Source organism: Pseudomonas sp. NPDC098747 (assembly GCF_044760045.1).
GTDB lineage: Bacteria > Pseudomonadota > Gammaproteobacteria > Pseudomonadales > Pseudomonadaceae > Aquipseudomonas.
Window position 1 is genome coordinate 55,359 of record NZ_JBIWAL010000020.1, and the last position, 13,800, is coordinate 69,158.

A 13,800-nucleotide genomic window follows, 5' to 3' on the forward strand; every position below is an offset into this window, starting at 1 on the left:
TGGCTTATACCGTGTACTTGTCGAAGTCCTCGGGTTTGATCTGCGACGACACCGCGAAGGTGTCGATGCCGATGGTCAGGTGGCCGAAAAAACCATCCTCGTGAGAGTCTCGACCGATCGGCCAGACGGTCAGGGTCGAGGCTTCACCGTTCTGGCCGGCATAGAGAACGTCCTCGGCGTTGTTCCGCGGTGATGACGCTCGCCCGCGATAGGCCTGGGCGTTGAGCACCGAACGGGAAATCACCTCGGGAAAATACAACTGGCCGACCCACGCCACATTGCGCTCCTCCAGGTATTCGTTGCCGGCGACGATGCGCACCGCCACATGGATGTGCAGCGCGCGCCCGGCATAGAACCCGGGATAGACGGTGGTAAACCGCACGCGCCCCATGTGATCACAGAACTGGCTGCCGCGCAGGTAAGTGTCATCGTCCGTGCGCGGGATCGAGCCGATTGCCGCAACATCTACTTCCGTGTCCGGATTGATCCGGCTCCAGCCCGAGTACGCGCCTCGTGCGTTGCAGTGCCAAATATCCACCAATGCGCCGTTGACGGGCTCACCGGTCATGGCATCGACGATGCTCAGGCGCAGGACCAGTGGAATGCCTTCAGCGCCTTCGCTGATGTTGCGCCGCAAGAGTTTGGGATTGCGAAAGAATGGCCCGGCGACTTGCTCGGGTGCCAGTTGATACAGCGACTGCTGCGGAGTTGATGCGCGATCGTGCTCCATGAATACGTCCTCTCTTCCATAAGATGAACGCAAGGTTAGCGCCAGGGAAAAATTACCGTGCGGTAAGTATGTATCGCTGAGTAACGACGCCTCCTGAAGGCGCTGCGGGTTTTCTGCGGGCAAAAAAAACGGTGCACCGACCAAGCGCACCGTAAAGCCGTAGAACACACAACGAAGTGTCAGGTGAAGCGATCAGTCCAGCAGCGCCAACGCCTCGGCAGTGCATTCCTGAATGCGGGCCCAGTCGCCGTTCTTGATCCACTCCGGATCAAGCATCCAGCTACCGCCCACGCACATGACGTTTTTCAACGCCATGTAGCTCTTGATGTTGGCCGGCCCCACGCCGCCAGTCGGGCAGAATTTCACTTCGCCGAACGGGCCGCCGAGGGCCTTGATCGCGGCCACGCCGCCGCTGACTTCCGCCGGGAACAGCTTGAAGCGGCGATAACCCAGACCGTAGCCTTCCATGATTCCGGAGGCATTGCTGATACCTGGCAACAGCGGAATCGGGCTGTCGACACTGGCTTCGAGCAAGTCACGGGTAATGCCTGGGGTGACGATGAATTGCGAGCCGGCAGCTTCAGCAGCTGCAAGCATGGTGCGATCCAGCACAGTGCCGGCGCCGGTCATCAGTTCCGGGCGCTGTTCACGCAAGATCTGAATGGCCTTGAGGCCGAACTGCGAACGCAGGGTCACTTCCAGCGCGGTCAGGCCACCGGCAGCGAGGGCGTCGGCCAGCGGCAGCACGTCCTGTTCGCGAGCGATGGTGATCACCGGCAGGATCCGCGCCTTGGCACAGATGCTGTCGATCAGGGCAACTTTGTCCGCCATGGAAACGGTCGGGGATGGGGTTGTCATAGCGGCTGTTCCTTGGCTCATGGGCACCAGTAAATCTCTAACGTAGGTTGCAGAAACGCGCGCACCGGCATGGCAGCGACGTCATCGGATGCCAGCGCGGCATTCAGGGTGGTCAGCTTCGACTGACCGGAAATCGACAGAATCTTGTGCTTGGCCGAAGCCAGCAGCGCACGGCTCATGGTCAGGCGCTGACGCGGCACGCTTGGCGCCAGCATCGGCCAGCAACGGCGCGTGCCGTCGGCTTGCAGTGCCTCAGCCAGGTTCGGGCTGTCGGGGAACAGCGAAGCGGTGTGGCCGTCGTCGCCCATGCCCAGCACCAGCACATCGATTGGCGGCAACTCGGCGAGCAAACGGTCAGCCTGCTCGGCAGCTTGATCGACATTCGCCGCAGCGCTGTAGAGGCTGAGGAATTGCGCCTTGGCCGCCGGGCCCTTGAGCAGATATTGCTTGAGCAGGCCAGCGTTGCTATCGGTATGCTCAACCGGCACCCAGCGCTCGTCGGCAAGGGTCACAACGACCTTCGACCAGTCCAGCGCCTGCTTGGCCAAGTGCTGGAAAAACGCCACCGGACTACGACCGCCGGACACCACCAGCACCGCGTTGCCGCGCGCTGCGATGGCATCGCTCAGTTGCTTGGCCACGTTCAGCGCCAGACCTTCGGCCAACAGCACCGGGCTCTTGAATTCGTGGGCATTCACGCCCGCAGGCAGTTTCACATCAGATATCGCCATACCACGACCTCCCGTCCCGCGTGATCAATGCAATGGAGCTCATCGGCCCCCACGACCCGGCCGCGTACGGCTTGGGCGCGTCACCGGATTTTTTCCACCCGGCGATCAGCTGGTCACACCACTTCCACGCGGCTTCGATTTCATCTTTACGGACAAACAGGTTCTGATTGCCGTTCATCACTTCCAGCAACAACCGCTCGTAGGCATCGGGGATCCGCGCGCTACGCCAGGTGTCGGAGAAATTCAGTTGCAGCGGACCGCTGCGCAATTGCATGCCTTTGTCCAGGCCCTGCTCTTTGGTCATCACCCGCAAGGAAATACCTTCGTCCGGTTGCAGGCGGATGATCAGTTTGTTGCTGATCTGCAGACGCTGCTCGGGGGCGAAGATGTAGTGCGACGGTTCCTTGAAATGGATGACGATCTGCGAGAGTTTCTGCGGCATACGCTTGCCGGTACGCAGGTAAAACGGCACGCCGGCCCAGCGCCAGTTGCGGATATCGGCACGCAGGGCGACGAAGGTTTCGGTGTCGCTCTGGGTGTTTGAATTCGGCTCTTCAAGGTAGCCCGGTACGGATTTGCCTTCGCTGTGACCGGCGATGTACTGGCCGCGCACCACTTGAGTGGTCAGGCCTTCCGGGCTGATCGGCGCCAGCGCCTTGAGCACTTTGACTTTCTCGTCACGGATGCTGTCGGCGGACAAGTCGGCCGGCGGGTCCATGGCGATCAGGCAGAGCAACTGCAACAGGTGATTCTGGATCATGTCGCGCAGCTGGCCGGCCTTGTCGAAATAGCCCCAACGGCCTTCGATACCGACCTTCTCGGCCACGGTGATTTCCACGTGGGAGATGTAATTCTGGTTCCACTGGGTTTCGAACAGGCTGTTGGCGAAACGCAGGGCGATCAGGTTCTGAACGGTTTCTTTGCCCAGATAGTGGTCGATGCGGTACGTGCGGTTCTCCGGGAAGAACTGCGCCACGGCGTCGTTGACCTTGCGCGAGGATTCCAGATCGGAGCCGATCGGTTTCTCCAGGACCACGCGGGTGTTTTCTGCCAGACCGACTTTTGCCAGGTTCTCGCAGATTGCGCCGTACACCGCTGCCGGGGTGGCGAAGTAGGCAATCATGCGTTGCGTGCTACCGGCCATTTCGGCCAGCGCGACATAATCTTCAGCCTTGAGGAAGTCGACGTGCAGGTAGGTCAGACGCGCGAGAAAACGCTCGGCGACGGCTTCGTCCAGCTCTTTGCCTACGTAGCGGCGCAGTTCGGCAGCGATGAACGCCAGGTGCTGCTGCTCGGTACCGTCTTCACGGGCCAGCGCGATGACGCGCGTGTCCTCGTGCAACAGGTCGGCGCCATCGAGGTGATAAAGGGCAGGAAACAACTTGCGCAGGGCCAGATCGCCAAGAGCGCCGAACAAGGCAAAGGTGCACGGTTCAACCGTAATCGAAGGCATGATGTTTGTTCTTTTATCAAGTTAAGCTACAAATACCTTTTTTCAAGGCATCACTCAAGGGAAAATGTAGTAATAACCACAACATTTTCGCAAAATACAGATTCCGAGTGGTGGTCGGTCGGAGCCATCAGTAGGATAGGCCACCGTTACGGGCGATATCAAAGGCCCAATTTGCATAGCCCGGCGCGCATTCGCGCAGGTGAATTAGGAATTCCATATGGATCGCGTGCGAAATTTACTGGAACAGATCCGGAGTCGCCTTGATGACCTGAACAAGGCCGAACGCAAAGTCGCCGAAGTGATCCTGCTCAACCCGCAGCAGGCCACCCGCTTCAGCATCGCCGCCCTCGCCCAGGCAGCGTCGGTGAGTGAACCAACGGTCAACCGTTTCTGCCGCTCGTTCGGCGTCAGCGGCTACCCCGAGCTCAAGCTGCAACTGGCGCAAAGCCTGGCCAGCGGCGCGGCGTATGTCAGCCGGGCGGTCGAGGCCGATGACAATCCTGAAGCGTACACGCAGAAGATTTTCGGCAGCGCCATTGCCTCGCTGGACAGCGCTTGTCAGGCGCTTGATCCGAACCTGATCAGCCGCGCCGTCGACCTGTTGATTCAGGCGCGACAGATCCACTTTTTCGGCCTCGGGGCTTCAGCGCCGGTGGCCTTGGATGCGCAGCACAAGTTCTTCCGTTTCAACCTCGCCGTCACCGCGCACGCCGATGTGTTGATGCAGCGGATGATTGCTTCGGTGGCGCACACTGGCGAACTGTTCGTGATCATCTCCTACACAGGCCGCACGCGTGAACTGGTGGAAGTGGCGCGCATTGCGCGGGAGAACGGCGCTTCGGTGCTGGGCTTGACCGCCGAGAATTCGCCGCTGGCCAAGGCCAGTACCTTGAGCCTGAACATTCCGTTGCCGGAAGACACCGACATCTACATGCCGATGACTTCGCGGATCATTCAGTTGACCGTACTGGATGTGTTGGCGACCGGGATGACGCTGCGTCGCGGGGTAGATTTCCAGCCGCATCTGCGCAAGATCAAAGAGAGCTTGAACGCGAGCCGGTATCCGGTGGGCGACGAGTTCAACTAAAGATCAAAAGCCCCTCACCCCAGCCCTCTCCCTGAGGGAGAGGGGGCCGACGGTGGCGCTCACAACGGCTACATCGATCTGAACGATCAACGCGACCTCGGGCTTGGACAAGCCAAGTTCACCGCCGTAGTCGCAGGTCGATGTACATAGCCAATCCACCTCGGTAAGTCCCCTCTCCCTCTGGGAGAGGGCTAGGGTGAGGGGCTACGATGTGACTGACACACTCATGCAGCCGCCCACGCCTGCAAACTCAAATGCGCCTTCTCCCCCGGCGCCAGATGCAGACTGTCTGTGCCCCCCGCCGCGGCTTCGACACAAACAAATTCCAACACTTCATCCCAACTCACCCCCAGCAATGGCCGCGAACCCGGATGCCAGACAACGGTGTCGGCGCTGTCGCCGGTATCGATGCACAACTCGCGCTGCCAGGCGTGGTCCTTGAGCTGTAATTCGCCGTCATGTTGAAACACGCGCTGGCAGCCACCGTCGACCCGCAACTCGCCTTCCTGCTGGCAAGCCTGGCGGTTCAACTGGTCATAACCTTGCGCGCCTTCGAGCCCAGACAGCGCTATCTCACCGACATCACCAATACGCCAGTAAGCATGCAAAGCCTGGCTCAACTGGCATGGCATGTCGTCCTGATGCTCGGTGCTCAGGCGCAATTCCATGCGTTCGCCAAGGTGTGCGTGCAGGTCAACCTGCCAGTCGCACAATTGCAATTGCCAATGCAGACGCACGCCGTCTTCGCCGCTGCTGCTGTCGAGCAACTTCCAGTCGAGCAGGCGCGCCCAGCCATGGGACGGCCACGCGTTTTCGCTTGGATGGCGACCATACCAAGGCCAGCAAACCGGCACGCCACCGCGAATTGCACCGACATGCGGCCACTTCGCCGCACACCACAGCCACGGCTTTTGTCCGCGTGGCTGGAAGTGCAGCAACTGCGCGCCCTGACGACTGAACACCGCCTGACACAGCGGATGATCGATCACCAACACGTCGCGCATCTGATAGCGCTCCCAAGCGAAAACCGGTTGTTCGCGCAAGGATTTGAAGAAGCGTTGTAGCGGATGCTCATGCATGGGCCACGGTCCTGAAAATCATGGGGGTATTTATCAATCCAAAGCCTTGCATAGCACTTTGTGGCGAGGGGATTTATCCCCGTTGGGTCGCGAAGCGGCCCCAGAACCATTCACTGAGGTGTATCAGTCAGACCGCGTTTTCCGGGTTTGCGACTGCTTCGCAGCCGAACGGGGATAAATCCCCTCTCCACAAAAAACTCACTAGCCACAAAAAATCTTCAACCGACACGTCAAACCTGTATCACAAAAAAAAGCGGACAGCCTTGGCTGTCCGCAAATATGCGCACATAGAGAGGAGCTTATCGCAGACGCGTTAGAACACCGACTGAATTTTCAGGCCGGCGACCAGAGCGTTGTCCACTTCATCCACACCGCCCGGGTGAGTGATGTATTGCAGGTTGGGACGCACGGTCAGCCAGTTGGTGACGTGGAAGCCGTAGTTGATCTCGTAGTTGTATTCGGTTTCACGAATAGGCGAGAACACCGGATTGTCGTAGTCCGAAACACCGTTGGAAACGTTAAGCAGCTCGGCGTTTTTCTTCACGTCATCGTTGACGTGGATACGCGCCGCGCCGATACCGACGTCATCCTTCGGACGCGCGTCGAACGGGCCTTTGTAGACAAACATCACCGACTGATAGTTGTCGATGAAGTTGGTGTCCTTGTCGTGGAACGTAGCGTTGGCCGCGATGTTCAGACCGCGCGAGGCATCACCGTTGTGGCTGGTGAGTTGCTGTTGTGCCACGAACCAGTAGCCGCTTTTGCTGCTGTGGGTCTTGTAGGCGTCGCCAGTGGTTGCAGCGTCGAAGCCATTGATGTCTTCACGGACGTCATCAGCATCCGCCGTGCTCTTGTAGTAACCAACGCGGTATTCGCCCGGCAGGCTGTTGACCTTCGGCGACCAGACCAGTTCAACCGGTAAAACGGTGCCTTTGGTGCCGCTGCCGCTGAGTTTGAAGCCGTTGCCGTGCTCCAGTTGCGACGGGTTCTGGTTGTACGCACCGATCTGCGCGTAGAGCTCATCATTGATGTTGTACTTCACGCGGATCGCGGCCTGGCTGACGGGCCAGTTGTACCAGATGTTCGTCGCCCAGTTACCCACTTGCGAACCGCAGAACGCCAGGTTCTGGAACTCGCACGGGAAGGTGTTGAAGTCTTCGCCTTCACCGAAGTAACCGGCCTTGACGTCGAGTTTGTTGTCGAAGAACTGGTGCTGAATCCACAATTGGGTCAGACGCACCATGTGGCCACGGCCGTAGACTTCCTGCGAGGAACTCAAGGTGCCTGCACGCGGATCGCCCACACGGTCGTTGGAGATGTTGTAGCCGTTACGGTTGGTCAGCTGGATCTTGGCCTGAGTGTTGTCCCAGCCCCACAGCTTTTGCAGATCGAGTGCCACGCCCAGACCGAACTGGTCGGCGTAACGCGCAGTCTTGTCGTCGTTGAAGCCGCCGTTCAGGTTGGCGCCCATTTCACCGACGTAGTCCGCTTTGATGTCGATACCCTGCTCGATCAGCTTGGTCCGCTCGCCGCCCCAGTCACCGGTCATCCATTTGGAGTCGGAGCTGAAAGCATCCGCCGCCATTGCATTGCCGGCCAGCACCAGTGCTGCCGCAGCTGACACTTGGCAGATCAACCGGGCATTGACGTGTTTCATTTTCATCCCTACATCCTCGTCTTTATTGTTATTAACTGTTTTTATCTAACGCGGTTTACATCGCCGTGAGAGCAGCCCTTGTGGCGAGGGGATTTATCCCCGATGGGTCGCGAAGCGGCCCCAAAAAGCTGGGGGTGCTGCGCACCCCAACGGGGATAAATCCCCTCACCACAAAAGCTCACTCCTACATTTTGATCTTCAGCGGCCCTTGAACTGGGCGACGTTGGCGCTGTGCGCTTCGGTCTTCGGCTGCGCCGCAACGCCCAACCGCTCGCCAGTCTTGGCATCAAACAGCAACACTTTCGATGGATCGAATTGCAGCGTCAGGCTCTCGCCCACCTGCGGCGCCACGTCTGGCGCCAGTCGGCAGCAGACCTTGGTGTCATTCAGATTGACGAACACCAGCGTGTCCGGACCGGTCGGCTCAGTGACCTGCACTTCAGCGCGAATGCTCGGCAGGCCATTGCCCTCGCCGTTCGCCAGAACGATCTGTTCCGGACGCAGGCCGAGGATCACTTCGCGGTCTTCAAGACCGGCGTCCTGCATGCCCATCGGCAGTTCGCAACGGGCCTGGCCGCTGTCGAGCAGCGCCAGCAGACGACCGTCCTTGCGTTGCAGACGCAGCGGGATGAAGTTCATCGGCGGCGAACCGATGAAGCTCGCCACGAACAGGTTCGCCGGGTCGTTGTAGATCTCTTTTGGCGTGCCGAACTGCTGAATGATGCCGTCCTTCATTACCGCAACCTTGTCGCCCAGCGTCATCGCTTCGATCTGGTCGTGGGTCACGTAGACCGTGGTGGTTTTCAGGCGCTGGTGCATCAGTTTCATTTCGGTGCGCATCTCGACGCGCAGCTTGGCGTCGAGGTTGGACAGCGGTTCGTCGAACAGATAGATCTTCGGTCGACGCGCCAGTGCACGGCCCATCGCCACACGCTGTTGCTGACCACCGGAGAGCTGGCCCGGCTTGCGGTTGAGCAAGTGTTCGATCTGCAACAGCTTGGCCACACGAGCGACTTCCTCGTCGATCGCCGACTGGGCCATCTTGCGAATCTTCAGACCGAACTCGATGTTCTCGCGCACGCTCATGGTCGGGTACAAGGCGTAGGACTGGAACACCATGGCGATGTCGCGATCCTTGGGGCTCATGCCGCTGACGTCTTGATCACCGATCATGATCGCGCCGCCGGTGATGGTTTCCAGACCGGCGATGCAGTTCATCAGGGTCGACTTGCCGCAGCCCGACGGGCCGACGAGGATCAGGAACTCACCTTCCTTGATCGACAGTTCGATGTTCTTCAGGGTGTCCGGCAGGCCGGGGCCATAAGTCTTGTTTACGTTGCGAAGTTCGAGCGTTGCCATGATTACCCCTTGACCGCGCCGGCCGTCAGCCCGCGCACGAAATACTTGCCTGCGACCACATAGACCAGCAGGGTCGGCAGGCCGGCGATCATCGCCGCTGCCATATCAACGTTGTATTCCTTGGCGCCGGTGCTGGTGTTGACCAGGTTGTTCAGCGCCACCGTGATCGGTTGCGAATCACCGCTGGAGAACACCACACCGAACAGGAAGTCGTTCCAGATCTGCGTGAACTGCCAGATCAGGCAGACCATGATGATCGGCGTCGACATCGGCAGAATGATCCGCCGGAAAATGGTGAAGAAACCTGCGCCATCGAGGCGTGCGGCTTTTACCAACGCGTCGGGAATGCTCACGTAGTAGTTACGGAAAAACAGCGTGGTGAACGCCAGCCCGTAAACCACGTGGATGAACACCAGGCCGGTGGTGGTGCTCGCCAGGCCCATTTTGCCGAGGGTGAACGAGGCCGGCAGCAGCACGGTCTGGAACGGCAGGAAGCAGCCAAACAGCAGCAGACCGAAGAACAGTTGCGAACCGCGGAAGCGCCAGAACGACAGCACATAACCGTTCAACGCACCGATGGCAGTGGAGATGATGACGGCTGGAACGGTGATCTTGATCGAGTTCCAGAAGTAGCCGTCGACGGTGGCCCAGGCTTTCACCCAGCCGATACCGGTGACCACCGTCGGCCAGCTCAGCAGGTTGCCGGTGCCGATGTCTTCCGGGGTCTTGAAGCTGGTCAGCAGCATGACCACCAGCGGCACCAGATACAGGAACACCGCGAGGATCAGCACCGCGTAAATCGCGATGCGACTCAGGCTGATAGGGGATTTGGCAGCGAGACTAGTCATTACGCTTGGTCCTCAGCTCGGAGTACAGGTAAGGCACGATGATCGCGAGAATCGCACCGAGCATCAGAATCGCACTGGCCGAGCCCATGCCCATCTGCCCGCGACTGAAGGTGAAGGAATACATGAACATCGCAGGCAAGTCGGAGGAGTAACCCGGACCACCCGCCGTCATTGCCGCAACCAGGTCGAAGCTCTTGATCGCAATGTGCGCCAGGATCATCACGGCACTGAAGAACACCGGACGCAGGCTTGGCAGCACGACTTTCCAATAGATGCGCGGCATGCTCGCGCCATCAATCTGCGCAGCACGGATGATCGATTGATCAACCCCGCGCAGGCCAGCCAGAAACATCGCCATGATGAAGCCCGAGGCTTGCCACACAGCGGCGATCACCAGGCAATACACCACGCGATCCGGGTCGATCAGCCAGTCGAGACGGAAGCCTTCCCAGCCCCAGTCACGCAACAATTTGTCCAGGCCCATGCCCGGGTTGAGCAGCCATTTCCACGCGGTACCGGTGACGATCATCGAGAGTGCCATCGGGTAGAGGTAAATGGTGCGGATAAAGCCTTCGCGACGAATGCGCTGGTCGAGGAACACCGCCAGCAACACACCGATCACCAAGGTGATGCCGATGAACATGCCGCCGAATACCGCGAGGTTCTTGCTCGCGACCCACCAGCGATCGTTGTCGAACAACCGCGCGTATTGCGCCAGACCGGCCCATTTGTAGTTGGGCAGGAATGTCGAGGTGGTGAACGACAGAACGAACGTCCACAGGATGTAGCCATAGAAGCCCACCAGAACGATGAACATGCTCGGCGCCAGCACCAGTTTGGGCAGCCAGCGTTGCAATGCATCGAACGGCGAGGCCTTGCTGAACACAGCAACAGAACTCATGGGGAAATCCAGAATAATGGTTTACGAAGGCATACCCTTGTAGGAGTGAGCCCTGTGGCGAGGGGATTCATCCCCGTTCGGCTGCGAAGCAGTCGCAAAACCATTGCATGCGGTGTTTCTGATACTCCGCCGCTGCAACTTTCTGGGGTCGCTGCGCAACCCAACGGGGTGAATCCCCTCACCACAAAAGCTCGCTCCTACAGGGTCCAAGCATTACTTGGCCGACTTGATCGCCGCGCCGAGTTTCTTGGCGGTGTCGGCCGGGTCGGCTTTCGGGTCGTTGATGTAGTTGGTTACTACGTCAAAGAACGCGCCTTGCACGGCCAGCGTGGTCGCCATGTTGTGCGCCATGCTCGGCTGCAGGCCGCCGGACTTGGCGTCCGCGAGGAAGTCTTTGGCAGCAGTCTGGGCGCAGGAGTCGAAACCGAGTTTCTCCATGTCGTTCAACATGTCGATTCGTACCGGGATCGAGCCTTTGTTGATGCTGAAGACTTTCTGGAAATTCTCACCCAGCACAACTTTGGCGATGTCTTGCTGACCAGCCGCGGTGCCCGCGTCTTTCTGCTTGAACACGGCCAGCGAGTCGATGTTGTAGGTGAACGCCTTGTCGGTGCCCGGGAAGGCTACGCACTGGTAATCCTTGCCGGCGATCTTCTTGGCGGCGGTCCATTCGGACTTGGCCCAGTCACCCATGATCTGCATGCCGGCCTTGCCGTTGATAACCTTGGCCGCTTCCAGGTTCCAGTCCTGACCTTTGCCGTCGGCGTCCATATAGGTCGCGACTTTCTTCAACTCGGTCAGGGCCTTGACCATTTCCGGGCCAGTCAGCGCGGAGTTGTCCAGATCGACCAGGGCTTTCTTGTAGCCATCAACACCCATGACCGACAGCACAATGGCTTCGAACACGGTGCTGTCTTGCCAAGGCTGACCGCCGTGAGCCAACGGGATGAGGCCCGCAGCCTTGAGCTTGTCGCCAGCGGCGTAGAATTCTTCGAGGGTGGTCGGGGCTTTTTCGATACCGGCTTTCTTGAAGACTTCCGGGTTGATCCACAGCCAGTTCACACGGTGAATGTTCACCGGCACGGCCACGTAATCACCGTCGTACTTCACGGTATCGGAGACTTTCTTGTCGAGCAGGCTGTCCCACTTTTCCGACTTGGCAACGTCTTTCAGAACGTCGGTGTCGAGCAGGCCGGTCGACGCCCATTCCTGGATGTCCGGGCCTTTGATCTGGGCAACGCCTGGCGGGTTGCCGGCAACAGCACGGCTTTTCAGCACAGTCATGGCAGTCGCACCGCCACCACCTGCGACTGCGCCGTCTTTCCAGGTGAAACCGTCTTTTTCGACTTGGGCCTTGAGCACATCAACGGCGGCTTTTTCGCCACCGGACGTCCACCAGTGCACGACTTCGACCGAACCTTTGGATTCGGCAGCGGAAACACTGAGAGGCAGAATTGCGAGCGGGAACAGGGAGGCGACAGAAATGACAGTAGCGAGGCGAGAAATCGCATTCATCTGAGATGTACCTTTCTTGTTGTTATGCGTTGCAAGTCTGGTGCTTGCGCTGCACAGGAGTTTAAACAGGGCGATTCCCCTCGCAGGTAACGAAGGGACGCGCGAATGTCACCACATGGTTACACAGGAATGCTCTGGGACAGCTGCGCCAAGGCAGTGGCCATACTCGGTGCCAAGGGTAGACGCGGAATAAGCACGGCTTGCCAGGCGTGATACAGATCGGGTTTGCCCGCCCAGATATCGGCACTTGGAATGTTTTGCGGGTTGAGCTCGTGATGCCAACTGCCGTCGCAGCGGTCGATAAAATTCACATCGCAAAAATCCCAGAACAGGCGATACCAGGTTTCGTATTGCGCATCACCGGTGCGTTTGAGCAAAGTGCTGGCCGCAGCGCTGGCCTCGGCATGCGTCCAGTGCAAGCGATGGCGGACCACGGCTTTGTTGTTCCAGTCGAGGGTGTACACGATGCCCGGCGCGCCATCGACGTCCCAACCGTAACGGCAGTTGTGGTCGAAGAGTTTCTGCGCGTCGGTGGCGAGCCAGCCGGGGGTGAGCATGCCGGCCTGCACTCGCGCCGCTTCGAGGTGCAGCAACAGCCGCGCCCACTCGAAACCGTGGCCCGGCGTAGTGCCGTAAGGGCGGAAGCCGTCGGCAGGATTGTCATGGTTGTACTCGCGCAGCGGTTGCCAGTCGCGATCGAAGTGCTCGATCACCAGATAATCATTGGCAGCAGCGTGGCCGTGAATCACGCGCTCGACGATGCGCTGGGCGCGTACCAGCCAGCGCGGATCTTCGGTGACATCGGCCAGGGCGAGAAACGCTTCGGTCGCGTGCATGTTGCTGTTGGCACCGCGATAGGCTTCCTCTTCGCTCCAGTCGCGGTTGAAGAATTCGCGCATGGCGCCTTCTTCTTCGCTCCAGAAATACGTGTCGATGATGTCGATCGCGTCATCCAGCAACGCTTGGGCGCCGGGACGCTTTGCGACCACCGCAGAACTCGCCGCCAGTGCGACGAAGGCGTGCAAGTAAGCGTTCTTGCCGGTGTTGTCATCGCGATGCTCGGCCACTGCAAACCAGCCACCGTGCAGCGCATCGCGCAGCGGCCCGCGCAGGGCGGCAATGCCGTGATCGACCAGCTCGGCAAACCCCGGCAAACCCTGAATATGGGCCATGGCGAAGCTGTGGGTCATGCGCGCGGTGCTCATGGTTTCGGCTTGTGCGTTCGCAGGCAACTGGCCGCGCTCGTCGAGGTTGCCGAAGCCTTCGGGCAGTCGTGACGCCTTGGCGAAATCCAGCAAACGCAGGCCTTCGGCGGCGAGCCATTGCTGGTGCGCGGGGGCATTGAGCCAGCTGCTGAAGCCGGGGTCGAAGTGATCCATGGGAGGCCTTTTTTGTTGTTATGACTGCGGGGAGTCTAAACAACGGGCCGGGGTGGGCTTGTAACGAAGGGGGCAAGTTTTGTCACCGAGCCGTGACAATTCACAGCGCAAAAAGCACCCTCATCGGAACGCCGCCCGCCCAGCCCTCTCCCGGAGGGAGAGGGGGCCGACCGAGGTGTCTTGAGCTATCCGTCAACCTGAAA

General features: G+C 59.5%; 12 protein-coding genes. 1 reads left to right on the forward strand and 11 read right to left on the reverse strand.

From position 1 onward, the window contains the following. Positions 1-4 precede the first annotated feature (4 nt). The 4 genes from ACIQVE_RS14650 to zwf form a co-directional block, all read right to left on the reverse strand. Entirely contained in the window at positions 5-730 is a 726-nt protein-coding gene (locus ACIQVE_RS14650; protein WP_402809414.1) for an intradiol ring-cleavage dioxygenase, read from the reverse strand. Between the two features lie 192 nt (positions 731-922). After that, on the reverse strand, positions 923-1,588 hold the full coding sequence (locus ACIQVE_RS14655; protein WP_402809416.1) for a bifunctional 4-hydroxy-2-oxoglutarate aldolase/2-dehydro-3-deoxy-phosphogluconate aldolase: 666 nt from the start codon (positions 1,586-1,588) through the stop codon (positions 923-925). 17 nt (positions 1,589-1,605) lie between these two features. After that, a complete protein-coding gene (gene pgl, locus ACIQVE_RS14660) occupies positions 1,606-2,319 on the reverse strand; it encodes a 6-phosphogluconolactonase (RefSeq protein ID WP_402809418.1) in 714 nt (237 codons plus the stop codon). Continuing rightward, positions 2,306-3,772 carry a glucose-6-phosphate dehydrogenase gene (gene zwf, locus ACIQVE_RS14665; protein ID WP_402809421.1) on the reverse strand — a complete coding sequence of 489 codons (1,467 nt, stop codon included), beginning with the start codon at positions 3,770-3,772 and terminating at the stop codon, positions 2,306-2,308. Before zwf ends, pgl begins: the two co-directional genes overlap by 14 nt. A 226-nt stretch (positions 3,773-3,998) precedes the next feature. Between zwf and ACIQVE_RS14670 the strand changes: the two genes are divergently transcribed. Next, the gene (locus tag ACIQVE_RS14670; protein ID WP_402809496.1) at positions 3,999-4,859 is read left to right on the forward strand and encodes a MurR/RpiR family transcriptional regulator; all 861 of its coding nucleotides are present in this window, start codon (positions 3,999-4,001) and stop codon (positions 4,857-4,859) included. A 224-nt stretch (positions 4,860-5,083) separates the two neighbouring features. Here ACIQVE_RS14670 and ACIQVE_RS14675 read toward each other — a convergent pair whose 3' ends face one another. From ACIQVE_RS14675 to ACIQVE_RS14705, 7 genes are all read right to left on the reverse strand, one after another. Further along, positions 5,084-5,938 carry a D-hexose-6-phosphate mutarotase gene (locus tag ACIQVE_RS14675; RefSeq protein ID WP_402809423.1) on the reverse strand — a complete coding sequence of 285 codons (855 nt, stop codon included), beginning with the start codon at positions 5,936-5,938 and terminating at the stop codon, positions 5,084-5,086. A 313-nt stretch (positions 5,939-6,251) separates the two neighbouring features. Continuing rightward, positions 6,252-7,601, reverse strand: coding sequence for a carbohydrate porin (locus tag ACIQVE_RS14680; RefSeq protein WP_402809426.1), 1,350 nt, complete (start codon positions 7,599-7,601; stop codon positions 6,252-6,254). 192 nt (positions 7,602-7,793) lie between these two features. After that, complete coding sequence (locus tag ACIQVE_RS14685) at positions 7,794-8,954, reverse strand: ABC transporter ATP-binding protein (RefSeq protein WP_402809429.1); 1,161 nt, start codon at positions 8,952-8,954, stop codon at positions 7,794-7,796. Positions 8,955-8,956: 2 nt separating this feature from the next. Then, entirely contained in the window at positions 8,957-9,802 is an 846-nt protein-coding gene (locus tag ACIQVE_RS14690; protein ID WP_150616137.1) for a carbohydrate ABC transporter permease, read from the reverse strand. Beyond that, a complete protein-coding gene (locus ACIQVE_RS14695) occupies positions 9,795-10,703 on the reverse strand; it encodes a carbohydrate ABC transporter permease (protein WP_186550610.1) in 909 nt (302 codons plus the stop codon). Before ACIQVE_RS14695 ends, ACIQVE_RS14690 begins: the two co-directional genes overlap by 8 nt. A 213-nt stretch (positions 10,704-10,916) precedes the next feature. Then, entirely contained in the window at positions 10,917-12,218 is a 1,302-nt protein-coding gene (locus tag ACIQVE_RS14700) for an ABC transporter substrate-binding protein (RefSeq protein ID WP_402809433.1), read from the reverse strand. A gap of 119 nt (positions 12,219-12,337) precedes the next feature. Next, a complete protein-coding gene (locus ACIQVE_RS14705; protein ID WP_402809435.1) occupies positions 12,338-13,597 on the reverse strand; it encodes an AGE family epimerase/isomerase in 1,260 nt (419 codons plus the stop codon). Positions 13,598-13,800 lie beyond the last annotated feature (203 nt).

Excerpts from the sequence above, each read along its gene's own strand:
- ACIQVE_RS14650 (WP_402809414.1), bottom strand. The coding sequence starts at position 730 with ATGGAGCACGATCGCGCATCAACTCCGCAGCAGTCGCTGTATCAACTG.
- ACIQVE_RS14655 (WP_402809416.1), bottom strand. The coding sequence starts at position 1,588 with ATGACAACCCCATCCCCGACCGTTTCCATGGCGGACAAAGTTGCCCTG.
- pgl (WP_402809418.1), bottom strand. The coding sequence starts at position 2,319 with ATGGCGATATCTGATGTGAAACTGCCTGCGGGCGTGAATGCCCACGAA.
- zwf (WP_402809421.1), bottom strand. The coding sequence starts at position 3,772 with ATGCCTTCGATTACGGTTGAACCGTGCACCTTTGCCTTGTTCGGCGCT.
- ACIQVE_RS14675 (WP_402809423.1), bottom strand. The coding sequence starts at position 5,938 with ATGCATGAGCATCCGCTACAACGCTTCTTCAAATCCTTGCGCGAACAA.
- ACIQVE_RS14680 (WP_402809426.1), bottom strand. The coding sequence starts at position 7,601 with ATGAAAATGAAACACGTCAATGCCCGGTTGATCTGCCAAGTGTCAGCT.
- ACIQVE_RS14685 (WP_402809429.1), bottom strand. The coding sequence starts at position 8,954 with ATGGCAACGCTCGAACTTCGCAACGTAAACAAGACTTATGGCCCCGGC.
- ACIQVE_RS14690 (WP_150616137.1), bottom strand. The coding sequence starts at position 9,802 with ATGACTAGTCTCGCTGCCAAATCCCCTATCAGCCTGAGTCGCATCGCG.
- ACIQVE_RS14695 (WP_186550610.1), bottom strand. The coding sequence starts at position 10,703 with ATGAGTTCTGTTGCTGTGTTCAGCAAGGCCTCGCCGTTCGATGCATTG.
- ACIQVE_RS14700 (WP_402809433.1), bottom strand. The coding sequence starts at position 12,218 with ATGAATGCGATTTCTCGCCTCGCTACTGTCATTTCTGTCGCCTCCCTG.
- ACIQVE_RS14705 (WP_402809435.1), bottom strand. The coding sequence starts at position 13,597 with ATGGATCACTTCGACCCCGGCTTCAGCAGCTGGCTCAATGCCCCCGCG.